This is a genomic window from Streptomyces sp. JB150 (assembly GCF_011193355.1).
GTDB lineage: Bacteria > Actinomycetota > Actinomycetes > Streptomycetales > Streptomycetaceae > Streptomyces.
Map to the genome: position 1 here is coordinate 2,874,407 of NZ_CP049780.1, position 22,298 is coordinate 2,896,704.

The 22,298-nt window shown below is 70.2% G+C and carries 24 protein-coding genes and 1 riboswitch; of the genes, 8 read left to right on the forward strand and 16 right to left on the reverse strand.

The features are described from left to right. The first annotated feature begins 57 nt into the window (after positions 1-57). Positions 58-1,089, forward strand: coding sequence for a YDG/SRA domain-containing protein (locus G7Z13_RS13495; RefSeq protein ID WP_206313062.1), 1,032 nt, complete (start codon positions 58-60; stop codon positions 1,087-1,089). A 54-nt stretch (positions 1,090-1,143) separates the two neighbouring features. On the opposite strand, the gene tgmC is transcribed toward G7Z13_RS13495, so the two are convergent. The 4 genes from tgmC to G7Z13_RS13515 form a co-directional block, all read right to left on the reverse strand. After that, entirely contained in the window at positions 1,144-2,316 is a 1,173-nt protein-coding gene (gene tgmC / locus G7Z13_RS13500; RefSeq protein WP_165999093.1) for an ATP-grasp peptide maturase system methyltransferase, read from the reverse strand. Beyond that, positions 2,303-3,271 carry an ATP-grasp ribosomal peptide maturase gene (gene tgmB / locus G7Z13_RS13505; protein ID WP_165999094.1) on the reverse strand — a complete coding sequence of 323 codons (969 nt, stop codon included), beginning with the start codon at positions 3,269-3,271 and terminating at the stop codon, positions 2,303-2,305. The genes tgmC and tgmB overlap by 14 nt, the downstream gene beginning before the upstream one ends. 5 nt (positions 3,272-3,276) lie before the next feature. After that, the gene (gene tgmA, locus G7Z13_RS13510) at positions 3,277-3,543 is read right to left on the reverse strand and encodes a putative ATP-grasp-modified RiPP (protein ID WP_165999096.1); all 267 of its coding nucleotides are present in this window, start codon (positions 3,541-3,543) and stop codon (positions 3,277-3,279) included. Between the two features lie 149 nt (positions 3,544-3,692). Beyond that, positions 3,693-4,022: a hypothetical protein gene (locus G7Z13_RS13515; RefSeq protein ID WP_165999098.1), complete on the reverse strand. Its 330-nt coding sequence runs from the start codon at positions 4,020-4,022 to the stop codon at positions 3,693-3,695. Positions 4,023-4,207: 185 nt separating this feature from the next. Between G7Z13_RS13515 and G7Z13_RS13520 the strand changes: the two genes are divergently transcribed. The 3 genes from G7Z13_RS13520 (at position 4,208) to G7Z13_RS13530 (ending at position 6,613) form a co-directional block, all read left to right on the forward strand. Continuing rightward, a complete protein-coding gene (locus G7Z13_RS13520; protein ID WP_165999100.1) occupies positions 4,208-5,470 on the forward strand; it encodes a hypothetical protein in 1,263 nt (420 codons plus the stop codon). Then, complete coding sequence (locus G7Z13_RS13525; protein ID WP_165999101.1) at positions 5,467-6,021, forward strand: GNAT family N-acetyltransferase; 555 nt, start codon at positions 5,467-5,469, stop codon at positions 6,019-6,021. The genes G7Z13_RS13520 and G7Z13_RS13525 overlap by 4 nt, the downstream gene beginning before the upstream one ends. 115 nt (positions 6,022-6,136) lie before the next feature. Further along, positions 6,137-6,613, forward strand: a complete 477-nt coding sequence (locus G7Z13_RS13530) for a hypothetical protein (RefSeq protein WP_240926203.1) — start codon at positions 6,137-6,139, stop codon at positions 6,611-6,613. On the opposite strand, the gene G7Z13_RS13535 is transcribed toward G7Z13_RS13530, so the two are convergent. The 3 genes from G7Z13_RS13535 to G7Z13_RS13545 form a co-directional block, all read right to left on the reverse strand. Next, positions 6,614-7,069 (reverse strand): DUF2267 domain-containing protein, encoded by a 456-nt coding sequence (locus G7Z13_RS13535; RefSeq protein ID WP_165999103.1) that lies wholly within the window; start codon positions 7,067-7,069, stop codon positions 6,614-6,616. Positions 7,070-7,313: 244 nt separating this feature from the next. After that, positions 7,314-7,739, reverse strand: a complete 426-nt coding sequence (locus G7Z13_RS13540) for an Hsp20/alpha crystallin family protein (protein WP_165999105.1) — start codon at positions 7,737-7,739, stop codon at positions 7,314-7,316. 233 nt (positions 7,740-7,972) lie between these two features. Next, positions 7,973-8,932 (reverse strand): helix-turn-helix domain-containing protein, encoded by a 960-nt coding sequence (locus G7Z13_RS13545; protein WP_165999107.1) that lies wholly within the window; start codon positions 8,930-8,932, stop codon positions 7,973-7,975. A 155-nt stretch (positions 8,933-9,087) separates the two neighbouring features. Here G7Z13_RS13545 and G7Z13_RS13550 point away from each other — a divergent pair, with 155 nt between their 5' ends. After that, positions 9,088-9,573, forward strand: coding sequence for a DUF2269 family protein (locus G7Z13_RS13550; RefSeq protein WP_165999109.1), 486 nt, complete (start codon positions 9,088-9,090; stop codon positions 9,571-9,573). Between the two features lie 77 nt (positions 9,574-9,650). On the opposite strand, the gene G7Z13_RS13555 is transcribed toward G7Z13_RS13550, so the two are convergent. Together G7Z13_RS13555 and G7Z13_RS13560 are read right to left on the reverse strand one after the other, a co-directional pair. After that, the gene (locus tag G7Z13_RS13555; RefSeq protein ID WP_165999111.1) at positions 9,651-11,141 is read right to left on the reverse strand and encodes an MFS transporter; all 1,491 of its coding nucleotides are present in this window, start codon (positions 11,139-11,141) and stop codon (positions 9,651-9,653) included. 218 nt (positions 11,142-11,359) lie between these two features. Beyond that, positions 11,360-12,622, reverse strand: a complete 1,263-nt coding sequence (locus G7Z13_RS13560; protein WP_240926487.1) for a DUF445 domain-containing protein — start codon at positions 12,620-12,622, stop codon at positions 11,360-11,362. 312 nt (positions 12,623-12,934) lie between these two features. On the opposite strand from G7Z13_RS13560, the gene G7Z13_RS13565 reads away from it, so the two are divergent. After that, entirely contained in the window at positions 12,935-14,266 is a 1,332-nt protein-coding gene (locus tag G7Z13_RS13565) for an SGNH/GDSL hydrolase family protein (RefSeq protein WP_165999115.1), read from the forward strand. A gap of 82 nt (positions 14,267-14,348) precedes the next feature. Here G7Z13_RS13565 and G7Z13_RS13570 read toward each other — a convergent pair whose 3' ends face one another. The 4 genes from G7Z13_RS13570 to G7Z13_RS13585 form a co-directional block, all read right to left on the reverse strand. Next, the gene (locus G7Z13_RS13570; RefSeq protein ID WP_165999117.1) at positions 14,349-15,026 is read right to left on the reverse strand and encodes a DUF1707 domain-containing protein; all 678 of its coding nucleotides are present in this window, start codon (positions 15,024-15,026) and stop codon (positions 14,349-14,351) included. A 33-nt stretch (positions 15,027-15,059) separates the two neighbouring features. Then, complete coding sequence (locus G7Z13_RS13575; RefSeq protein WP_165999119.1) at positions 15,060-16,049, reverse strand: ATP-binding cassette domain-containing protein; 990 nt, start codon at positions 16,047-16,049, stop codon at positions 15,060-15,062. A 3-nt stretch (positions 16,050-16,052) separates the two neighbouring features. After that, on the reverse strand, positions 16,053-16,853 hold the full coding sequence (locus G7Z13_RS13580; RefSeq protein ID WP_240926204.1) for an ABC transporter permease: 801 nt from the start codon (positions 16,851-16,853) through the stop codon (positions 16,053-16,055). A 178-nt stretch (positions 16,854-17,031) separates the two neighbouring features. After that, the gene (locus tag G7Z13_RS13585; RefSeq protein ID WP_165999120.1) at positions 17,032-17,832 is read right to left on the reverse strand and encodes an ABC-2 family transporter protein; all 801 of its coding nucleotides are present in this window, start codon (positions 17,830-17,832) and stop codon (positions 17,032-17,034) included. Positions 17,833-18,034: 202 nt separating this feature from the next. Between G7Z13_RS13585 and G7Z13_RS13590 the strand changes: the two genes are divergently transcribed. After that, positions 18,035-20,440, forward strand: a complete 2,406-nt coding sequence (locus G7Z13_RS13590) for a transglycosylase domain-containing protein (protein ID WP_165999122.1) — start codon at positions 18,035-18,037, stop codon at positions 20,438-20,440. A gap of 19 nt (positions 20,441-20,459) precedes the next feature. On the opposite strand, the gene G7Z13_RS13595 is transcribed toward G7Z13_RS13590, so the two are convergent. From G7Z13_RS13595 to G7Z13_RS13605, 3 genes are all read right to left on the reverse strand, one after another. Next, positions 20,460-20,780: an SMR family transporter gene (locus G7Z13_RS13595; RefSeq protein ID WP_165999123.1), complete on the reverse strand. Its 321-nt coding sequence runs from the start codon at positions 20,778-20,780 to the stop codon at positions 20,460-20,462. 36 nt (positions 20,781-20,816) lie between these two features. Then, a riboswitch (guanidine-III (ykkC-III) riboswitch) is annotated at positions 20,817-20,888 on the reverse strand. A gap of 73 nt (positions 20,889-20,961) precedes the next feature. Continuing rightward, entirely contained in the window at positions 20,962-21,318 is a 357-nt protein-coding gene (locus G7Z13_RS13600) for a co-chaperone GroES (RefSeq protein WP_165999125.1), read from the reverse strand. Positions 21,319-21,342: 24 nt separating this feature from the next. Beyond that, entirely contained in the window at positions 21,343-21,672 is a 330-nt protein-coding gene (locus G7Z13_RS13605) for a DUF3618 domain-containing protein (RefSeq protein ID WP_165999127.1), read from the reverse strand. A 94-nt stretch (positions 21,673-21,766) separates the two neighbouring features. Between G7Z13_RS13605 and bcp the strand changes: the two genes are divergently transcribed. Then, a complete protein-coding gene (gene bcp, locus G7Z13_RS13610) occupies positions 21,767-22,234 on the forward strand; it encodes a thioredoxin-dependent thiol peroxidase (protein WP_165999129.1) in 468 nt (155 codons plus the stop codon). The last annotated feature ends 64 nt before the right edge of the window (positions 22,235-22,298 follow it).

Sequence of the window (22,298 nt, forward strand, 5' to 3'; positions counted from 1 at the left end):
AAATGGCTGGAAGAAAAGAATCCGGCGGGCGGGCTGGAAGCTACGCTCTACGACCTCTTGGCGAACGACGACACATTCCGCACGCAGGCCGCTTACCACCTCCTCAAGGAGTATTTCCCGCACGAAGAATGGGAAGACATACTTCTGGACGTAGGCCTCCAGTCGGAGAGGTTCGATGGCTTCGGGCACCCGCCCTGCGTACCGGTTGGTGCAACATTCCCTGACCGACAGGCTCTCGCGGCTGCGAACGTACACAGACCGAGACAGGCCGGAATCTGGGGAAAGCAGGACGAAGAGGCAAAGTCAGTCGTCGTCTCTGGCGGCTACCCAGACGACGAAGATTACGGCGACGAGATCATCTACACAGGCCAGGGAGGCCAAACCGAGGGGCGCCACACGCACGACCAAGAACTAACCCGCGGAAACGCCGCGCTGATCAACAGTATCGCTTCCGGGCGGCCAATCCGCGTGATTCGCGGGGCAGGACGCCACTCAAGGTTTGCTCCGCCCACGGGCCTCCGGTATGACGGTCTTTATCGAGTTGAGGAGCACTGGTCCGATAAGGGCGTGTCCAACTTCCTCGTGTATCGCTTCAGACTACGGGCAATTGACAGTATTGCGGAAATATCCTCGCCGGTTACGCTGAGAAGCGGCGGTGAGGGCGACTCCGCGGCCGCACCTCCTCCCTCTGGGAACCCACGCCCGGGCCGCCGCGCGTCTGAGGTGCAGCGGGTCATTCGCAGCACTGCGATCGCCAACTGGGTTAAGGGCATACATCAACACACTTGTCAGGTCTGCGGTATACGCATTGCAACGCCTACCGGAGCCTATGCCGAGGCCGCCCATATTCGCCCGCTCGGCAGCCCGCACAACGGGCCAGACGATCCGAGCAACATTCTCTGTCTCTGCCCGAACCATCATGTGGCGTTCGACTTCGGCATGTTGACGGTGGAGTCGGATCTGACGGTGATCGACCGGGCTACTGGGGAGCGCTCCCCACTCCGCACAGTGAGTGACCACCGCATATCCGCAGAGCACCTCGCCTACCATCGCGATCACCACACCCTGAAGATGACCACGGCTGGATAACCCCCGGCCCACGAGGTCTCACATAGCAGGCCTCGTGGGCCCTGGCTTCTTTCGTCATTGCACGTAGTGATCCCATCGCAAGGTGCGCCCCTTGCCCATCGTGTACGTGTGACAGGCCTTGCTGATGCGCAGCGAAACCTCACTCAACTCCGGTTCACCAGCATCCAGCCATGCAATGAGTGCCTGCTCAATGACATCCCACAGAGCAACAGGCCCGCCCTGGCGCACCACCCAGCCTCCGGTGTCGTCCTCGGCCAAGGTCGCGAAGGACTCACGGTTGGAGTCGATGAGGTAAAGCTGCTGACTGCTGTTGACGGCCCTCGCGCTCACGAGCTGGGTGCCGGGAGCCGCCAACTGAGCGAGGAACGCTGGCGTCCATTCGTCCAGCACGGTGGGTGGCAGCTTGGCCAAGCGTTTGGTGTCTGCGTAGGCAGTGCGAGCCGAGAGGTCCGCCGGCAGCGCCGTGGACTGCGAACGGGCATGCATGAAAGCGGAGCAACCGATGATACGGCCCTGCGCTGCGCCCTCTTCGTTGACGACGACTTTGGCGAGACCCGTTCCATAGGACCAGGAGCCGACCGTGGCGAGGATAATCCCCCCAGGTTTGGTCTGACGGATCCAGGCGTATGGGATGCGGCGTACGGCGCAGGTGGCGATGACCCTGTCGTACGGCGCACGGGGCGGGTGGCCCACGAGCCCATCGCCGGTCACAGTCCAGGTCGAGAAGCCGGCCCCCTCCAGGGCGGCATCGGCGCGGGCGGCGACCTGCGGGTCAACCTCGACCGTGGTGACGTTGTCCTCGCCGAGGCGATGGCAGAGCAGGGCAGTGGAGTAGCCGGTACCGGTACCGATCTCCAAGACCCTCTGTCCGTCCGACACCTCCAGGTCTTCGAGCATGCCCACCACAGTCATGGGCGTCGTCGAAGAAGACGTGGGGATGCCGCTGACCAGATCGGCCGTCTCGTCCGCGGTGAGGTGACAGTCCAGTTGGGTGGCCAGGGAGCGGTCGCTGTACGCGATGTCCAGCCACTCCCCCGCGGCCACGCCGAGAGCCGTCACTGGGCGCCAGCGTCCACCCTCCGCCGGTAGGAAAACTCCTGGGTTGAGGAAGAGTTCGCGCGGTACTGCCTCGACCGCTGCCTGCCATCTCGGGTCCCTTAGAGCTCCTGCTGCCACCAGCCGGTCAGCGAGCGCACGCCGGTGCGCGGCGGTCTCAGGCAACAGCATGGGCTTCTCCTTCGATCAGCAGGTCGGCGAACGCCGCCGCCATCTCAAGTCCGGTCTCCTCCTCCAGCCAGGCCCACTGACCATTGGGATTCAGCTCCAGCCAGTGGTATTCGCCCTCACGGTCCACAGCGAGGTCGAAGGAACCGGAGGCGAGGCCGTAGTGGTCCAGGTAGGCACGCAGCGTCCGGGACAGGCGGTCCGGCAGATCTACCACGTCGTACCTGAGCCCCGCGTAATCCGTGCGCCAGTCCAGAAGACCCGATGTGATACGTACGGCGAACACGCGCCGCCCCACGATCAGCACCCGCAGATCCGCGATCTTGTCGACGCGCGCCTGAAAGAGATGAGGTGCAACCCGCACCGTGTCGTCCAGTTCTTCGGCACTAACGGGCTCGGTCCACGTGGTGAGGCTGACGCCGTCACGAGCGTACGAAGTCCAGCGCAACGCCTTGTAGATCACCCGGCCGTGTTCGCGGATGAAGCGGCGGGCCTCGTCGGGATCGTTCGTCACGAGCGTCGGCGGCACCCGGAGCCCGAAGGAGTGAGCAAGCGCTAGTTGCGCCGGTTTGTAATCGGCAGCGGCATTTCGGAGGGGATGGTTGACCCACCAGCAGCCGCGCAGCGCGTAAAGGAAGCCGCCAAGGCCGTATCGGACCTGGGCTTGAGCGAAGCGTGCGTCGGCGTCCGGCAGACGGTCAAAGACCGGCCAGACGGGGCGACGCCAGTAGATCGCTCGCACTTCGTCCAGCGCAACGCTTCTCGACAGGGTGCGTAACTGCCCGGTGATTCGTGCCGGGTAGGTGTCGAAGCGGGCCGCGATCGACAGGCCCGCGCCAATGTCCGCCGGGTTGAAGCGGGCCACCGGCACGGCTCGCTGGTTGAGATGACTGATCACCAGGTCCGCCGTGACATCGTGCGGCTCGGTGACCACGAGCACAGATCCTTTCTTCGCCATGGCAGTCAGTCCTGCTGGCTGTCCTGGTCATGGCCCTGGTCGGGCTGGGAGTCGAGGTTGGTGGCGGTGGCGGTCTCGGTACCGCAACTGGTGCCGTGCTTGCCCATCTCTACGGTCCTGCCCTGCTCGTCCCGGAACTGGCCACGCTGGGTCATGGGGTCGATGGTGACAGTGGCGTACGGCAGTGCCATCGTCGTCGGGTAAGCAGCCAAGCGGCTGATTCCCCAGGGGCGGACGGGGGTGAGGTCAGCCGGGGTGCCGTGTGGCGGCATCGCGTCTCCTTCGGTCAGCGTGGATGGGGGATGCGCTGTCGCCTCGTGCAGCGCCACTCGGGTCAGGAGGTCACCAAGGTCGCCTACGCCGGTGCGCAGTTGCAGCGCGCGCTCCTGGCGGAACCTCTCGCAGTGGGGGCAGCCGGCTTTCATCGACTGCGGGCGTCCACGGTGAGGAGCGCCTCCGTGCACCGGGCGAGGTTCACGAGGTATTGCCAGGCGGTGTACGGCGTCGGCTCGCCCGGTGGTGCCTGTGTGAGAAGCCGGGTGCCGAGACGGTGCATTACACGCATCGCCTCCCGGTCGTCATGCTCAAACTCGGCGAGGAGGGAGCGGAGGATGCCCGAGACGGTTTCCGTCCGTTGCAGCGTTCCGCGCAACGACGGAACGTCAAGACGAGGTCGGGTGATCGCACGCAGCTCGACCAGGGCTTGCTCGCGGTCCAGCTGCTTCGCAGGGTGTTCGGTCGTGAATTCCATGCCTCACTCCTCGACGGCTCTTGCTGCGGATGGGCCTGCTCGGTGAGTTCAGTTCACCGGCTGGAGCGGTGCAGCGGGACACCGTCGACCGGACGTTTAGGCGGACGTTTTCTCCTCGACTCCCGGACGGGTCAGTACGGTGAGTACATGCGCGGTTGCGAAGCGGTGCTGAGGCGAGGCGGGGCATGAACGAGTTGGCGCGGCTGCGGAAGGCAGCCGGACATACGCAGGAGTCGTTCATCAGTGCCTTCGTGGAGGAGGCAGCGCGTATGGGGGTGCGCGCGTCGTTAAGCGTCCGGCAGCTACGACGCTGGGAGCGCGAGTCACCGCCGCCCTTGCCCCACCCGAGCCAGCAGCGGGTACTGGAAGCGATGTTCGGCGTACCGATCGCCGAGATGGGCTTCGACGTACCCCGGCACCGGCTGACTATCTCGGCACCAATGAGTGACCCTGAAACGGTGAAGCGAAGGATCTTCGTCGCTGACGTCGGAGCATTGGCTGCGACAACACTGCTACCGGAGCGGCCCGGCCCCCGAGTCGGCACGGCAGATGTGGTCCGGTTGCGCAAGAAACTTGATGCCCTCTACCGCATGGACCACACCGTCGGCAGCGTGCCCGCAATGGCGCAGTCCCTCCGCATCGAAGAAGAAATCACTGGAGCCCTCAACGCCGCCTCGTACACCAGCCGAGTAGGCCGCGAGCTGCAAACCCTGCTCGCCGAACTGCACGGACATCGCGCTTGGTACGGCTACGACGGTGGCCGCTTCGAGCAGGGGCGTACGTCGTGTCTGGAGGCTCTTACGGCCGCCCAGCTCATCGGCGACTCCATGCTTCACATTTCCGTTCTGGAGACGTTAGTGCTGCTCGCTCTGAAGGCGAAGCGCAACTGGGAAGCTGCTGGAGCCGTTGAGCACGCCCACCGCCTCGCGATGTGCGCCGGAGCCGGCCCTACGGTCCACTTGGTGATCGCGCTGCGCGAAGCCAACGTGGCCACGGGCATGCGGGACTTGGCCGGAGCGCGAAGAGCCCTGAGTCGGGCGGTAAACCATCTAGGGCGGGCGGACACGGATCACGAGGTGCCCAAGTGGGCACGTTTCGTCGGGCCGTTCGAGGTCGACTATGCCACCGCCGATATGTATGTGCAGGCTGGTCAGCCAAAGCGAGCCGTACCTTTCTTGCGAGCCGCGGTACGTGGCTTTGGAGGTGATCTCGCCCGAAACAGCGCTTCGTACCGGGCGAAGCTCGCTGCCGTGCTTCTCGATGCGGGAGAAGTGGAAGAAGCATGTGCGGAGATGAGCACGGTGCTGGAGGCTTGCACGGGAATCCGTTCGCCCAAATTGCTGGGCCGAATCGTGGCGTTTCAGCGCATGGTGAGCAGGATCGACAGCGTCGAGGCACGCGCATGCGGAGTGCGTATTCGGCAGGCAGTCAGTGAGGGCTTGATATGACGCCGCGAGGGACGGTCGGCGTGGAGCGTCTGGACGGGCAGGCCGCGCTTCAGGCGGAGGACGCCTTCACGCTCGTCTATGCCGAGGTGTTCGCCGAGCCGCCGTATCGGGAGACCGACGAGGAGGTCGCAGCGACGTTCCGGCGCTTCCGCTCGCAAGCACGGAAGCCCGGGTTCGCCGCTGCCCTGGCTCGTACGGAGCACGGTGAGGCGGTCGGCATGGCGTACGGCCATCCGCTGCCGCAGAACACCGGTTGGTGGGACGCATTGACGGAACCCGTGGCGGACGACATGCGGCGGGAAGACGGACGGCGCACCTTCGGCCTGATGGAGTTGGCCGTCCGTGAGCCATGGCGCCGACAAGGGATCGCCCGACACCTGCACGTAACGCTGCTTCGAGGTGTGACAGCCGAGCGGATGCTGCTGAACGTCCATCCGGAGAGTGCCGCCGCAGTGGCCGCGTATCGGTCCTGGGGTTACCGGAAGATCGGTGAGGCCCGGCCTTGGCAAGGCGCTGATCTCCATGACGTCATGCTGCTTGAGCTGCGCTGAGGGGGCGCAGGTCTCGTGGCCCCTGGGCGGCCGGAGTGTGGGCTGTGGCCGTGTTGTCGCCAGTGATGTGACGCCCGTCACTGCCTGGTGGGCCGGGGGCTGGTGGACTCCGGGGATGTTGCTGCTGGGGCTGTTGTTGCTCGTCGTCTGCGTGATCGCCGTGTTCGGGTTTCTCGGGTACGGCGAGCAGACGCTCGCCGGCGCGGGGCCGCGGCGGGAGGAGGAGTTGCCGAGGGTGCTGCGCGGGGCGGCCGCGGTGGCCGCGTCGGTGGCCTTCGCGGTGTACGGCTGGGGTTTGCTGGGGCTGGCCGGGGCCCTCATGGACGCGGAGGACGGGGGGACCGGCTCCGCGCCGGTGCGGCCCTGTCAGGCGTCCGGGTGGGAGCAGGGTGCGGGGGTCGTCGGGTACGACGTGACCTGGGTCCCGCTGGCGTTCGTGTGTGAGACGAGTGACGGGGGGAGTCACGGGAGCGGTGACGTGCCGGCGTATGTCAATCCACTCGTCTTCGTCTTCGGGGTCGCCGCTGCCGGGGGCGCCCTCTCCGCCGCGTACGTCGGGGAGGCGCGCGCCCGGCGGCGGCGACCGCGCTGACTACGCCGCCCTGATCAGTTCCGGTACGCCGAACAGGAGGGCGTAGCCCGGCGGGAGTTCGGCGAGGATGCGGGTCAGCAGGGGCTCGCCGATCCGGTGCCGCAGGACGCTGAGGACCGAGCTGACGTCCCAGCGGGCCGTCGCGGGGGTCGCGCCCTCGATGCGGGTGGCCACCGAGTCCACGAACTCCGCGGCGGTCAGGGGACGGGTCGCCGGGATCTGCGAGGCGATCACCTGGGCCGCCTCGGTGGGCAGGGCTCGGGCCAGGTCCACTCGCTCGTCACCGGTGACGTGCCCGCCCAGCGCGGAGAGGACGATGCGGGTGATGCGTTCCGCTTCCGCCTTCGTGGTGTACTGCCCCGCTTCCCGCACCGCGTCGATCAGCTCCGGCCAGCCGTCCGTGCCCGTCTCGGGCAGCGGGGCGGTGGTCCGGTCCTCCGTCGTCGTCACGGTCATCGTTTCCTGTCTCCTCCAGTCCACAGAGTCCCCAGTCCACAGGGGTGACCGCCCCGCGGGCCACGGCCCTGCCCTCCGGGCCCGCGGGGGTGTTGTTCTCCTCGGTCCGTGTCTCCGTGCGGCCGGCCGCGCACCGCACCGCCGCTCGGATACCCAGCTCTCGGCCGTTCAGCCACTCAGCCACTCAGCTGCTCAGCCGTTCTGTTGTCGGCTGTCGGCTGCCGAGCCGTCAGCTGTCGGGCTGTCAGCTGTCGAGCTGCTTGCGGTCGCCGCTGCCGCCGCTGATCTGGATACGGCGCGGCTTGGCCACCTCGGCCACCGGGATGCGCAGCGTCAGCACACCGGCGTCGTACGAGGCGTCGATGCGGTCCGTGTCGAGGGTGTCGCCGAGGAAGAGCTGGCGGGTGAAGGTGCCCGTGGGGCGCTCGGCGACGAGCACTTCCGCGTCCTCGGGGGCGGGGGAGGTGCGCTCGGCGCGGACGTTCAGGACGTTGCGCTCGACGTCCAGCTCGATCGACTCCGGGTCGACGCCGGGGAGGTCGAAGTGGACGACGAAGTCGTCCCCGGCCCGGTACGCGTCCATCGGCATGGCGGCCGGACGCGCTGCCGTGCTGAAGACCTGCTGCGCGAGGCGGTCCAGCTCGCGGAACGGGTCCGTGCGCATGAGCATCACAGGTCACTCCTCTCTTCAGGCGCTGTCCTTGTGCGATGCCCTACGCGTTTTTATATAACTCCGGAGAGGAAACTTGACAAGGCCTGACTCAGGTTCCGTTTCCGCCCAGACCCTGGGGTTGCCGCCGCACTCCGGGTGCCGCCGCACTCCGGGTGCCGCCGCACTCCGGGTGCCGCCGCACTCCGGGTGCCGCCGCACTACTGAGGCCCCCGCACCCCAACCCCGGCTCCCTACGCCGGCTCCCCCTCCCCCGACCGGAACGCCCTCCGGTACCCCTGCGGGCTCGTCCCCACCACCCTGCGAAAGCGTTCCCGGAAGGCCGTCGGGGAGCCGAAGCCCGCCTGGGCCGCGATCCGCTCCACCGGGTGGGCCGTCGTCTCCAGCAGGTACTGCGCCCTGCGCACCCGCGCCCGGTGCAGCCACTGCAGCGGCGTCGTCCCCGTCTGCTCGCGGAAGCGGCGGTTCAGCGTGCGCGTGCTCAGGCCGGCCCGCGCCGCGATGTCCTCCAGGGACAGCTCCTTCTCGCAGTTGTCCTCCAGCCACCTCAGCAGCGGCTCGAACCGCGCGCCGGACGGCGCCGGCGGCGGATCATGGACGATGAACTGGGCCTGGCCGCCCTCCCGTTCCAGCGGCATCACGGACATCCGGGCGGCGTGCGCGGCGACCGCCGAGCCGTGGTCCTTGCGGATCATGTGCAGGCACATGTCGAGGGCCGCCGCCGCGCCCGCCGAGGTGAGGAACTGGCCGTTGTCGACGTAGAGCACGTTCGGGTCGACGGTCACCTGCGGGTAGCGCGCGGCCAGGTCGGGCGCCGCGATCCAGTGCGTGGTCGCGCGCAGGCCGTCCAGCAGGCCCGTCGCCGCGAACAGGAACGCGCCGACGCAGACCGACGCGATCCGCGTCCCCTGGGCCGCCGCGGCGCGCAGCGCCTCCGCGACGCCCGGCGGCAGCGGGTCGGGCGGGTCCTCCACGCCCGGCAGGATGATCGTGTCCGCCTCGGCCAGCGCGTCCAGCCCGTACGGCGCCCGCACGGTGAACGCGCCCGCGGCCACCTCCTCCCGGTCCGAGCAGACCCGCACCCGGTACGCCTCCCGCCCGTCCGGCAGCCGCGCCCAGCCGAAGGCGTCGATCGGGGCGGAGAGGTCGAAGGGGATCACCCGGTCCAGGGCCAGTACGGCGACGGTGTGCATGGCGAGAGCGTAGGGGTACGACGGGTTGTCGCCAACCGTCCTTCACCGGGGAGGAGGCCGGCGGAGAGCTGTCGGCGCGCACTGGCGAGAATCCGTTGAACCCTGGCACTATCGCCACTTCTGCGTGATCACCCGCACCGCCTACCGTCACCGGCGTGACCAAGTTCCTCCTCACCGTCCACGTCCTGGCCGCGATCGTCGCCATCGGGCCCGTCACCGTCGCCGCCAGCATGTTCCCGCCCGCGGCCCGGCGCGCCCTGGCCTCGCCCGGCGATCCGCGGGCCGCCGAGACCGTACGGCTGCTGCACCGCATCTGCCGGGTCTACGCCGTGCTGGGCGTCGTCGTCCCCGTCTTCGGGTTCGCCACCGCGAGCAGCATGGGTGTCCTCGGCGACGCCTGGCTGATCGTGTCGATCGCGCTGACCGCGCTCGCCGCACTGGTCCTCGTCGCCCTGGTGCTGCCCCGGCAGAGCGCCCTGCTGGAGGCCGCCGACGGTGACGGCGAGGGGGGCGAGGGTGGTGGCGGCGGGCCGAGGGCGGCGACCGTACGGCTCGCCATGGTCACCGGGGTGTTCAACCTGCTGTGGGCGGCCGTCACCGTCCTGATGATCGTCCGCCCGGGGTCCACGACCGGCGCCTGACCTCCCGGGAAGGCGGTGCCGTCCACGTCGGCGGGCGGCTCGGGTGACGGCGGGCTCGGCGCCGTCCGAAGGCGGCGCTACGGCATCGCCGTTCCCGTCCGCACCGACGAGGCCGTCGCCTCCCCCGCCTTCTCCGCCGCCGCCGACAGCGGCCGCGCGATGTCCTCCAGGGAGCGGCGTTCCGCCTTGACCGCCAGGAACGCCGCCACCAGCCCGGCCGCGCACATCAGGGACGCGCCGATCTGGAAGGCGAGGACCGTGTCGCCGACGACGCCGGACTCGGTCAGGTCGGCGAAGAGCAGCGGGCCGCTGATGCCGCCGGCGGCGGTACCGAGGGCGTAGAAGAAGGCGATGGCCATGGCGCGGGTCTCCATGGGGAAGATCTCCGAGACCGTGAGGTAGGCGCTGGACGCGCCCGCGGAGGCGAAGAACAGCACCACGCACCAGCAGGCGGTCATCGTGGTCGCGGTCAGGGAGCCGCGGTCGAAGAGCCAGGCGGTGCCGAACAGCAGCAGGCCGGAGACGAGGTAGGTGCCGGAGATCATGATCCGGCGGCCGACCGTGTCGAAGAGCTTGCCGAGCACCAGCGGGCCGAGGAAGTTGCCGGCCGCGATGACGGCGAAGTAGTAGCCGGTGTGGCCGGTCGGCACGTCGAAGAAGGTGATGAGGATGGCGCCGAAGCCGAAGGTGATCGCGTTGTAGAGGAACGCCTGGCCGATGAAGAGGGACAGGCCGAGGACGGCGCGGCGCGGGTAGGTGCCGAAGACCGTCTTGGCGATCATGCCGAAGCCGATGGCCTTGCGCTGGTGGATGGTGATCTCGCCGGCCGGCGGCGGCAGCTGCTCACCCTTCTCCTGCTCGATCTCACGTTCGACCGAGGAGACCAGTGCCTCGGCGTCGTCGCCCTGGCCGTGGATGAACTGCCAGCGCGGGCTCTCCGGGACGTGCCGCCGCACCAGCAGGATGACCAGGCCCAGGACCACGCCGAGGGCGAAGCTGAGCCGCCAGCCGAGGTCCTTGGGGAAGATCGCGGTGTCCAGCATCACGATCGACAGCAGCGAGCCGCCGACCGCGCCCAGCCAGTAGCTGCCGTTGATGATGAGGTCGACGCGGCCCCGGTACTGCGACGGGATCAGCTCGTCGATCGCGGAGTTGATCGCCGCGTACTCGCCGCCGATGCCGAAGCCGGTGAGGAACCGGAAGAGGAAGAACCACCAGGTCTCGAAGGACACCGCGGTCAGCGCGGTCGCCGCGAGATAGACGGCGAGCGTCACCATGAACAGCTTCTTGCGGCCGTAGCGGTCGGTCAGCCAGCCGAAGAACAGCGCGCCCGAGCAGGCGCCGGCCACGTAGAGCGCCGCGGCCATGCCGGTGACCTGGGCCGACGTGATGTCCAGGCCGCTGCCTTCCTCGGCGATACGGCCGGCCACGTTGCCGACGATGGTGACTTCCAGGCCGTCCAGGATCCAGACGGTGCCGAGCCCGATGACGATCATCCAGTGCCAGCGTGACCAGGGAAGTCTGTCCAGGCGGGCGGGGACTGCGGTGGTGACGGTACCGGCGGACACGGGCTCCTCCTCGTCGAGACAGCCGACTCACGGCACTGTCACGACCAGGCGAGACGGCCGCGACAGTGTCGGCCGGGTGCCCCGCGCCGGCGGCTTTCACGCCTCCCTCACATGCACGCGCCTCCGTCGCCGGCCGCCCCGACCGCCCCCTCCCGCGCCCCCAGCGCCTCACACGCCCGCACGCCCAGTCCGCGCCCTCACACGCCCCGTCCGCGCCCTCACGCCCCCAGCGCCCGCGACACCGTATGGATCAGCAGCCCCGCCAGGGAGCCCACCACCGTGCCGTTGATCCGGATGAACTGCAGGTCACGGCCGATGTGCGCCTCGATCTTGCGGGTCGTGTGCTCGGCGTCCCAGCTCGCCACCGTGTCGGTGATCAGGGAGGTGATCTCCGCGCGGTAGGTGGTCACGACGTGCACCGCCGCGCCCTCCACCCAGCCGTCGACCTTGCCCTGCGTCTTCGGGTCCACGGCCAGCCGGGCGCCCAGCGACAGCAGCGAGGCCCGCACCCGCAGCCGCAGCTCGCTGCGCTCGTCCTCCGCCGCCGAGACGATCATGGACCGTACGGCCGTCCAGGCGGACGCGATCAGGTCCTGCACCTCGCCCCGGCCCAGCACCTCGCCCTTCAGCCGCTCCACCCGCGCCCGGGTGTCGGTGTCGGACTGGAGGTCGGAGGCGAAGTCGGTGAGGAAGCGGTCGAGGGCGCCGCGCGCCGGGTGGGAGGGCATGTCGCGCATCTCGGCGCAGAAACGCAGCAGCTCCTTGTAGACCCGCTCGCCGACCTTGCGGTCCACGAACCGCGGGGTCCAGCCGGGGGCGCCGCCCTGGACGGCGTCCATCACGTCGTCGCCGTGCAGCACCAGCCAGTCGTGCGCCCGGGTCACGATCAGGTCGACGACCCGCTTGTGGCCGCCGTCGGCGACGACCTTCTCCAGCATCTTGCCGATGCCCGGCCCGATCTCCTGGACCTCGGCGCGCCGGGTGATCGCCTCCCCGACCACCGCCTGCACGTCGGAGTCGCGCAGCACGGTCAGCGCGCCGCGCAGGGCGGTCGCCAGCTCGGCGGTGACCCGGTCGGCGTTGGCGGGTTCGGCGAGCCAGGCGCCGAGCCGGCTGCCGATGCCGACGGCGCGCAGCCGCTGCCGTACGACGTCCTCGGAGAGGAAGTTCTCGCCGACGAACTCGCCGAGGGAGACGCCCAGCTGGTCCTTCTTGTTCGGGATGATCGCGGTGTGCGGGATGGGCAGGCCGAGGGGGTGGCGGAAGAGGGCGGTGACGGCGAACCAGTCGGCGAGGGCGCCGACCATGCCGGCCTCGGCGGCGGCCGCGACATAGCCCGCCCAGGCGCCGGCGCCGTGGTGGGAGGCGATCTCCGCGAGGACGTAGACCAGCGCGACGCACAGCAGCAGACCGGTCGCGGTGAGCTTCATCCGGCGTACGCCGCGCTGTTTCTCCTCGTCGGCGGCGCTGAAGGTGGTCATGGCGCGGGCGGCGGAGGCGGGGACGCGACCGCCGGACGCCGCCGCCTGCCGCGACGGGTCGGTTTCTTCCGGTTTCGTCAGATCCATCCACTCCACCCGTTCCCGATACCCCGCTATGACATTGTCCCTTCCTGACCGACTCCTGGAACGGAACAAGAGTTCCCGGCGTCTGTCCGGTCGGGGAAGCGCACGCGTGAACGCCGATGGCCCAAGGGGGGGTCCCGTTCAACTTCCCTTCGCCGCATGACGCATCATGAGGTGATCACATCGGAGCCTCGGCGGCTCCGCGCGCCCGAGGAGACCCACACCCGCATGACCAAGCGTCACGGTTATGCCCTGCTGGCCGCGATCAGTGCACTGATCGTGGCCGTTTCGACCGCCCTGTACGTCGGCGTCGCCGCCGACGACGGCTCGGCCCGGCAGACCGTCACCGCGGGGCGCGCCCCGCGCAACTCCGCCGCACCCGCCTCCACCGGCACCTGGGTCGGCTCCTGGGCGGCGTCCCCGGCGGCGGCCGAGCCGGGCACGGAGACGACGGGGCTGGCCAACCGGTCGGTGCGCAACGTCGTCCACGCGAGCGTCGGCGGTACGAGTGCCCGCATCACGCTGTCCAATCTCTACGGCCAGCGTCCGCTGACCATCACCCACGCCTCCCTCGCCCTCGCCGCCGGCGACTCCACCGCGGCGGCCGTGCCGGAGACGATGCGCCGGCTGACGTTCAACGGCGACACGACGGTCGTCGTCCCGGCCGGCGGGCAGGTGACCAGCGACGCCGTCCGCATCCGCGTGCCGCACGGCAGCGACGTCCTGGTCACCACCTACTCCCCCACCTCCTCCGGCCCGGTCACCTACCACCCGCACGCCCGGCAGATCTCCTACGCCGCCGAGGGCGACGTCACCGAGGACGTCACCGGCGCCGCGTACACGGAGGAGGTCGAGTACTGGCGCTATCTGACCGCGCTGGACGTGCTGAGCAACGAGTCGGACGGCACCGTCGTCGTCCTCGGCGACTCCCTGACCGACGGCATCACCTCCACCGAGAACGCCAACCGCCGCTGGACGGACGTCCTTTCGCGGCGGATCCGCGAGGCCCTCGCGGCCGGGCAGGACGTGCCCCGCTACAGCGTCGTCAACCAGGGCATCAGCGGCAACCGCGTCCTCGACGACGGCCTGGGCCGCCCCGCGGACAACCCCAGCGGCCTCAACCGCTTCGCCCGCGACGTCCTCGGCCAGACGAACGTCAAGGTCGTCGTGATCGACCTCGGCGTCAACGACATCCTGCGCAACCGGGAGCTCGCCGATCCCGACAACATCCTCGACGGCCTGCGCACCCTGGTCCGCCAGGCGCACGCCCACGGCATCAAGGTCGTCGGCGCCACCCTCATGCCGTTCCACGGCCACCGCGGCTACACCGACGCGCGCGAGGCCGTCCGCCAGGAGATCAACGCCGCGATCCGCTCCGGCGCGGTCTACGACGCGGTGGCCGACTTCGACGAGGCCCTGCGCGACCCGTACGACCCGCGCCGGCTGCGCCCCGAGTACGACTCGGGCGACCATCTCCACCCGAGCGACCTGGGCTACCAGCGGATGGCGGAGTCCTTCGACCTGGAGAGCCTGAAGGGCGCGGCACCGGCCCGGCTGTAGGTCCGTAGGGCCGCAGAGCCGTAGACCCGTAGAGCTACAGGGCTACAGGGCTACAGGGCTCTGGGGAGGCCCGGGGCCCGGATCAGTCCTCCAGCTCCCGGCCGCCGTGCGGATTCCCACCGTGCAGGCCCCGCCGCCGGCGCCCGGACCGGCTCGCCCTGCGCTCCACGCCCACCCCGCCCCAGAAGGCGAACCCGGAGACGACCACGCGGGGCGCGCCGGGCTCCCCCGGCACGCCGTCCTCGCTGTGGTCGAAGCCGCCCATGATTCCGATGCCGCGCACCACGACCTCGACGCCGGGCGGTACGACGATGTTCACCCCGCCCATGATCGCCCAGCAGTCGATCCGCACCTCGGGCGCCGCGAAGTCCGCCTCGCGCAGATCCAGCTCCCCGCCGCCCCAGAAGGAGAAGCAGGCGAAGCGGCGCGGAACCGTCCAGCGTCCCTTGCGCTGGAAGGCGGACATCACCGCGACGGCGCCGCGCGAGGTGCCCTCACCGCCGACGATCCGGGGCGCCCACTCCCCGGCGGGCGCGGGTTCCTTCCCGAGCGGCACGGGCGGCGCGGCGACCCGCCCGACCGGCAGATCGCGGGTGAGGGGCGCCAGCTCCCCGTAGGTCCGCGCCCGGTACGCGGCGTCCAGCCGCTCCTCGAACTCCGCCATGTCCAGCCGGCCCTCCGCGAGGGCGTCCCGCAGGACCTCGGCGACTCGTTCCCGATCGGCGTCGGAGGCGCGCAGCTCCGGAGCATCGTCCGTCATGTCCAGCAGCCTACGGACTCCCGGTCCGGCGCACTACGCGTTCGCCCGCTCCTCGTACATGCGCGCGATGACGGCCTCGATGTCGGGTTCCCGCACCGACAGGTCGACCAGCGGGTACTCCGCCGCGATCCGCGCCACCAGCGGCGCCGCCGACCGCGCGGCCGGGAAGGCCAGCCACTGCCGCGGCCCGTCCACCCGCACCACGCGCGCGGGCGGCGCGTCGATCGGCGGCAGCTCCCGCTCCAGGTCCACGACCAGGGTGCGCTCGCTCTCGCCCGCCTCGTGCAGCCCGGTGAGCGCACCGTCGTACATCAGCCGGCCGTGGTCGATGACCATCACACGCGAGCACAGCTGCTCGATGTCCTGGAGGTCGTGGGTGGTGAGCAGGACCGTCGTGCCGCGCTCGGTGTTCAGCTCCCGCAGGAACCGGCGCACCTTCGCCTTGGACACCACGTCGAGGCCGATCGTCGGCTCGTCCAGGTACAGCACCTCGGGGTCGTGCAGCAGCGCCGCCGCGATGTCGCCGCGCATCCGCTGGCCCAGGGAGAGCTGCCGTACCGGCACGTCCAGCAGGTCGGCCAGTTCCAGCAGTTCGACGCACCGGTCCAGGTTGTGCCGGTAGCGGGCGTCGGGGATGCGGTACATGCGGTGCATCAGCCGGTAGGAGTCGATCAGCGGCAGGTCCCACCACAGCGTCGTGCGCTGCCCGAACACCACCCCGATCCGGTGCGCGAGCCGGGAGCGCTCGCGGGAGGGGTCGATGCCCGCGACCCGCAGCCGGCCGCCGCTCGGCGTGAGGATGCCGGTCAGCATCTTGATCGTGGTCGACTTGCCGGCGCCGTTCGGCCCGATGTACCCGACCACCTCGCCGCGCGGCACGGTGAAGGAGATCGAGTCGACCGCCCGCACCTGCCGCCGCTCCCGCCTGAGGAACCCGGCCCTCTTCCGCACCTCGAACACCTTCTCGACGCGGTCCACCTCGATGAAGGCGCCGTCCCCGCCGTTCCCGCCGTCCCCGGTCATCTCTCAGCTCCCCGTGCTCCGATACGTCCGCAGTCCCGCCCGCCAGGCCAGCCCCGCCAGCGCCCCGCACCCCACCGCCACCAGCGGCGGGGTGAACGCCGCCCACTGCGGCAGCCCCAGCGGATACGGCCGGTCCAGCACGTACGCGGCGGGCAGCCAGTTGACGAAGGCCAGCGGCAGGACGAACGTCACCCCGCGCACCAGCTCCTGCCCGAAGACCGTCGGCGGGTACTGCAGCAGCGTGGTGCCGCCGTAGGTGAAGGCGTTCTGCGCCTCCGACGCGTCCTGCGCCACGAACTGGAACGCCGCGCCCGCCACGAACACCGCGCCGAAGATCCCCGCCCCGCTGACCAGCATCACCGGCATCAGCAGCAGCTTCGCCGCGGTCCAGTCGATGTCGACCGTCCACAGGGCGTACGTCAGCACCAGGGCGCCCTGGGTGACCCGGCCGAGGCGGCGCAGCCCGAACCGGTCGGCGGCGACCTGGGCGAGCACCGGCGCGGGCCGCACCAGCAGCGTGTCCAGGGTGCCGTCGCGCACCCGGCGGCCCAGCTTGTCCATGGAGCCGATCGCCAGGTCGGCCAGGCCGAAGGAGACGCTGGACAGGCCGTACAGGAAGGCGACCTCGGGCAGCGGGTAGCCGCCGAGCGCGTCCACCCGGGAGAACATCAGCAGGATCGCCACGAAGTCCAGCGCGGTCGCCGCGAAGTTCCCGAACGTGGTCATGACGAAGGAGGCCCGGTAGGCCATCGTGGAGCGGATCCACATCGCGGTGATCAGCCGGTAGGCACGCAGACCGGCCACAAGCCTGGACCCGTCGTGCCCGAGCTCGCCCCCGCCGAGGACCCCGCCCCCGTCGCTTCCGGGCGCACCCCCGCCTCCGTCGCTTCCGGGCCCGCCCCCGTCGCTTCCGGGCGCGCCTCCGCCGAGGACCCCGCCCGCAGCCCCGCCGGGAACCGCTCCCCCGTCCCTGACCGGGTGCTCACCCACCCTGCACCACCACCCGCCGCGTCGCCGCCGACTGCACCAGCCGGCCCAGCGCCAGCAGCGCCACCGCCCACGCCGCCTGGAAGGCGAACGTGGGCAGCGGGTCCGCCGTGCCCAGCAGCACGTCCGCGGGCGCCTGCAGGAGGGAGGACCAGGGCAGCGCCCGTACGACCTCCCCCAGCTCCCCCGGGAAGACGTTCAGCGGCAGCAGCATCCCCGAGCAGAAGAACCCGGCGAGCCACGACATCTGCACCACACCCGTGCCGTCGATCAGCCAGAACGCGCTCAGCGCCACCAGGTAGCGGATGCCGAAGCCGACCACGACCCCCAGCCCCACCGCCACCAGGAACGCCGCCCACCTCAGCGGCTCCGACGGCAGCGCGACCTCGAAGAACACCGCCCCGAACGCGAACGGCACCACCCCGCGCCCCAGCAGCTGGAACCCGGCCCGCCCCAGGTCCGAGGCCAGCCACCACAGCTGCAGATCGGCCGGGCGGTACAGGTCGATGGCCACATCACCCGTACGGATGCGCTCCATCAGCTCGTCCTCGAACCCGCCGCCCCCGATCGCGGCCGCCGCGAGCAGCGCCTGCCCCAGCCACACATAGGTGACGGCCTGCGCCTGGTCGTAGCCGCCGAGCCGCGGCCTCTCGTCCCACAGCGCGAGGTAGGTGTAGACGAGAATCAGCCCGAAGACGGTGTTAGCGAAGACCCCGGCGGCCGTGGCCGCCCGATACGTCGCGTACCGTCGGAAAGCCCCAGCAGCGACGGCGCCGTACAACCGTCCCGCACCCACACCAACCGACCTCCCCGGCCCGCCCGGCACCGAAGCGCAGGAGCCTAGCGGCCGGGCGGCCGGGTCTGCCAGGCGATTTCCGGCAGACCGGATGCGGTGATCCGGGAACGGAACGCGCGGCGCGGGAGTCTTCATCCGCGGGGGCGCAACAGACGTACGAGGCGTGCGGAGACGTACGCGCGAACAGGAGTCCGTGCACGACATGAGCGACGAGCCGCAGCCGCAGGCGCAGGCGCAGCAGCCGAACGAGGGCGGGCCGGGAGGCGAGCCGGGGGACGGCGAGGGCAAGCGGCCCCGGCGCACCGGCTGGCGCCGGATCATCCCCACCTGGCGGATGGTGCTCGGCACCTTCGTGATCGGCCTTCTCCTGCTGGGCGGGCTGTTCTTCCTCGGCTACTCGCTGGTGAAGATCCCGCCGGCCAACGCCCTCGCGGTCAAGCAGAGCAACGTGTTCCTCTACGCCGACGGCAGCCAGCTCGCCCGCGACGGCGAGGTCAACCGGGAGAACGTCACCCTCGCGCAGATTTCCAAGGACGCCCAGCACGCCGTGCTGGCCGCCGAGGACCGCGACTTCTACTCGGAGTCGGCGGTCGACCCCAAGGCGATGCTGCGCGCCGCGTGGAACACCGCCACCGGCAAGGGCAAGCAGTCCGGCTCGACGATCACCCAGCAGTACGTGAAGAACTACTACCTCGCCCAGGAGCAGACGCTCACCCGCAAGGCGAAGGAGTTCTTCATCGCGATCAAGCTGGACCAGGAGAAGAGCAAGGACGACATCCTCGAGGGCTACCTCAACACCAGCTACTTCGGCCGCAACGCGTACGGCGTCCAGGCCGCCGCCCAGGCCTACTACGGCGTCGACGCCGCCGACCTGGACGCCGCCCAGGGCGCCTACCTGGCGGCGCTGCTGAACGCGCCCAGCCAGTACGACGTCGTCGCGCACCCGGAGAACCGCAAGTTCGCCGAGTCCCGCTGGAACTACGTGCTGGACGGCATGGTCAAGGAGGGCTGGCTGAGCCGGTCGGAGCGGGCCGGGATGGAGTTCCCGATGCCGAAGGAGACCACCGTCTCCACCGGCCTGTCCGGGCAGCGCGGCTACGTGGTGCGCATCGTGAAGGACTACCTGGTCGACAACGGCATCGTCGACGAGGCCTCCCTCGACGCGGGCGGCTACCGCATCACCACCACCCTGGACAAGCCCAAGCAGGACGCCTTCGTCAAGGCGGTCAACGACCGGCTGATGGACAAGCTGGACAAGAAGAACAACAAGGTCGACACCTACGTCCGCGCGGGCGGCGCCGCCGTCGACCCGAAGACCGGCAAGGTCGTCGCGATGTACAACGGCATCGACTACGTGAAGCAGTACACGCCGAACGCCACCCGCCGCGACTTCCAGGTCGGCTCCACCTTCAAGCCGTTCGTGTTCACCTCGGCCGTCGAGAACGACTCCACCACCCAGGACGGCCGCCCCATCACCCCGAACACCGTCTACGACGGCACCAGCCGGCGCCCCGTGCAGGGCTGGGACGGCGGCTACTACGCCCCCGAGAACGAGGACCACGTCGACTACGGCGACATCAGCGTCCGCGAGGCCACCGACAAGTCCGTGAACTCGGTGTACGCGCAGATGGCCGTCGACGTCGGCTCCGACAAGGTCAAGCAGACCGCGATCGACCTCGGCCTGCCCGAGAGCACCCCCAACATGTCCCCCGGCCCGTCCATCGCGCTGGGCACGGCCACGGCCAGCGTCCTCGACATGGCCGAGGCCTACGCCACCCTCGCCAACCACGGCGAGCACGGCACGTACACCATGATCGAGGAGATCACCAAGGACGGCGTCGAGATCCGGCTCCCCGAGCGCAAGACGCGCCAGGCGGTCAGCCGCGCCGCCGCCGACACCACCACCTCGGTCCTGCAGAGCGTCGTCGAGAACGGCACCGCGCAGGCCGCGCTCGCAGCCGGCCGCCCCGCCGCCGGCAAGACCGGCACCGCCGAGGAGGACCGCGCCGCCTGGTTCGCGGGCTACACCCCCGACCTGGCCACCGTCGTCGCCGTGATGGGCCAGGACCCGGTCACCGCCGAGCACAAGTCGCTGTACGGCGCGATGGGCCTGGACCGGATCAACGGCGGCGGGGCGCCCGCGGAGATCTGGGCGCAGTTCACCAAGGACGCCCTGAAGGGCACCCCGCCCACCGAATTCAACCTGCAGCTCCAGGAGGGCTCCGAGGAGTGGGTCTACCCGAGCGTCCCGCCGGCCAGTGAGGAGCCGGGCACGCAGGAGCCGAGCGAGGCGGCCTCCCCGGACGCCACCGGCGAGGAGGACGAGGGCACCGAGGGCCAGACGCAGGGCGGCGCGACCGACGGCGCCACCGCGGACGGCGGTGCGACGGGCGACACGACGACCGGCGGCACCCCGACCGACGGCGGCACCACCGGAAACGGCGGCACCACCGGCGACGGCGGCACGACGGGTGACGGCGGCACGACCGGTGACGCGACGACCGGCGGCACCGCGGACGGCGGCACCACCGGCGGCACGACGGGCGGCCCCACCGGCACGACGTCGGGAGTGGCGGCGGGCACGACGGGCGGCACCCGCAGACAGTGACGCCGCCGCCGGGCGGGGCTCAGTGACCGGAGGTCGCCTTGAGCCCCACCACGGCCACCAGCAGCAGACAGACGAAGAAGATCCGGGCGGCGGTCGCCGGCTCCCCCAGCACCACCATGCCGAGCACCGCCGACCCGGCCGCGCCGATGCCGACCCAGACACCGTAGGCGGTGCCGATGGGCAGGGAGCGGGCGGCCCAGGACAGCAGCAGCATGCTGGCGACGATGCCGGCGCCGGTGAACAGGCTGGGGACGAGCCGGGTGAAGCCGTCGGTGTACTTCATCCCGACCGACCAGCCCACCTCCAGCAGACCGGCGAGGACGAGCAGGACCCAGGCCATGGGGCACCTCCGGGAGACGTGTGGCACGGCAAACAGGGTGCGTCGTCTTTGCGTTGACCCGGTACGGCGCGTCTCGTCGGGTGCCCTTCCACGCTGGCACGGGGCCGCCGAAGGGCACGGACCAGGGGCCGGTGACGGTCGTCACCGGCCCCTGGTACCGCTCACCGCCGATCCGCCGGATCTACAGGTACAGCCCCGTGGAATCCTCGGACCCCTCGAACCGGTCCGCGGCCACGGCGTGCAGATCGCGCTCGCGCATCAGCACATACGGCACGCCGCGCACCTCGACCTCGGCGCGGTCCTCGGGGTCGTAGAGCACTCGGTCTCCCGGCTCCACGGTCCGTACGTTCTGCCCCACCGCGACGACCTCCGCCCAGGCCAGCCGCCTGCCGACGGCCGCCGTGGCGGGGATCAGGATGCCGCCGCCGGAACGCCGCTCACCCTCGCTGTTGTCCTGCCGCACGAGCACGCGGTCGTGCAGCATACGGATGGGCAGCTTGTCGTGTGGGATGCTCTGGTCGTCTCTCTTGGCGCTCACGCCTTCGAACCTACCTGTCCCGCCTCAGCCCCTGCGCCGCCGGGTCCCGAGGACGAGGACCCCGACGAAGGCGACGGCGACCAGCGCGACCGGCACGACCCGCTCCAGCCGCGGCGCCCCCTCCTCATCGACGAACGACGCCCTGACGTCCGTCACGACCCGATTGACCTGCACATACGCCCGCCCGAGCGTGTGATCGATATTGCTGACCACCTTGGCCTTGGCGTCACCGACGATGGTCTTCGGGTGCACCCGCACCCCGATCTCGTCGAGCGTCTCGGCCAGCGCCTCGCGGCGGCGCTTGATGTCCGCCTCGATCTGCGCGGGGGTTCTGGTGTCCGCCGTGTCCGCCACCGTACGGCCTCCGAAGTCTGCGTTTGCCTGTTCCGGACAGTCTGTCAGCTCAGCGTCCCGCCGCACTGTCAGCACCCCCGGTTACGCTAGCCGGATGAGCGAGCGACTTCAGCCCGGGGACACCGCCCCCGCCTTCACCCTCCCGGACGCCGACGGCCGCGAGGTCTCCCTGTCGGACCACAAGGGCCGCAAGGTCATCGTCTACTTCTACCCGGCCGCCCTCACCCCCGGCTGCACCAAGCAGGCCTGCGACTTCACCGACAACCTGGACCTCCTGGCCGGCGCGGGCTACGACGTCATCGGCATCTCCCCCGACAAGCCCGAGAAGCTCGCCAAGTTCCGCGACAAGGAATCCCTCCAGGTCACCCTCCTCGCCGACCCCGACAAGCAGGTCCTGGAGGCCTACGGCGCCTACGGCGAGAAGAAGCTCTACGGCAAGACCGTCGTCGGCGTCATCCGCTCCACGGTCATCGTCGACGAGCACGGCAAGGTCGAACGAGCCCTGTACAACGTCAAGGCCACCGGCCACGTCGCAAAGATCATCAAGGACCTGGGGATCTGACCCACCCGCGCCCCCGACTGGCCAGGCGTGACCCCTCACACCCCGGATCGTTACTCCGCACGAG

Bases quoted from the DNA above. Each gene is read 5' to 3' on its own strand.
- tgmB (WP_165999094.1), bottom strand. From the start codon at position 3,271: ATGGCGAAGAAAGGATCTGTGCTCGTGGTCACCGAGCCGCACGATGTC.
- bcp (WP_165999129.1), top strand. From the start codon at position 21,767: ATGAGCGAGCGACTTCAGCCCGGGGACACCGCCCCCGCCTTCACCCTC.
- G7Z13_RS13525 (WP_165999101.1), top strand. From the start codon at position 5,467: ATGACGCCGCGAGGGACGGTCGGCGTGGAGCGTCTGGACGGGCAGGCC.
- G7Z13_RS13540 (WP_165999105.1), bottom strand. From the start codon at position 7,739: ATGCTCATGCGCACGGACCCGTTCCGCGAGCTGGACCGCCTCGCGCAG.
- tgmA (WP_165999096.1), bottom strand. From the start codon at position 3,543: ATGCCGCCACACGGCACCCCGGCTGACCTCACCCCCGTCCGCCCCTGG.
- G7Z13_RS13560 (WP_240926487.1), bottom strand. From the start codon at position 12,622: ATGACCACCTTCAGCGCCGCCGACGAGGAGAAACAGCGCGGCGTACGC.
- G7Z13_RS13535 (WP_165999103.1), bottom strand. From the start codon at position 7,069: ATGACCGTGACGACGACGGAGGACCGGACCACCGCCCCGCTGCCCGAG.
- G7Z13_RS13530 (WP_240926203.1), top strand. From the start codon at position 6,137: ATGTTGCTGCTGGGGCTGTTGTTGCTCGTCGTCTGCGTGATCGCCGTG.
- tgmC (WP_165999093.1), bottom strand. From the start codon at position 2,316: ATGCTGTTGCCTGAGACCGCCGCGCACCGGCGTGCGCTCGCTGACCGG.
- G7Z13_RS13570 (WP_165999117.1), bottom strand. From the start codon at position 15,026: ATGACGGACGATGCTCCGGAGCTGCGCGCCTCCGACGCCGATCGGGAA.
- G7Z13_RS13575 (WP_165999119.1), bottom strand. From the start codon at position 16,049: ATGACCGGGGACGGCGGGAACGGCGGGGACGGCGCCTTCATCGAGGTG.
- G7Z13_RS13590 (WP_165999122.1), top strand. From the start codon at position 18,035: ATGAGCGACGAGCCGCAGCCGCAGGCGCAGGCGCAGCAGCCGAACGAG.
- G7Z13_RS13545 (WP_165999107.1), bottom strand. From the start codon at position 8,932: ATGCACACCGTCGCCGTACTGGCCCTGGACCGGGTGATCCCCTTCGAC.
- G7Z13_RS13565 (WP_165999115.1), top strand. From the start codon at position 12,935: ATGACCAAGCGTCACGGTTATGCCCTGCTGGCCGCGATCAGTGCACTG.
- G7Z13_RS13515 (WP_165999098.1), bottom strand. From the start codon at position 4,022: ATGGAATTCACGACCGAACACCCTGCGAAGCAGCTGGACCGCGAGCAA.
- G7Z13_RS13595 (WP_165999123.1), bottom strand. From the start codon at position 20,780: ATGGCCTGGGTCCTGCTCGTCCTCGCCGGTCTGCTGGAGGTGGGCTGG.
- G7Z13_RS13520 (WP_165999100.1), top strand. From the start codon at position 4,208: ATGAACGAGTTGGCGCGGCTGCGGAAGGCAGCCGGACATACGCAGGAG.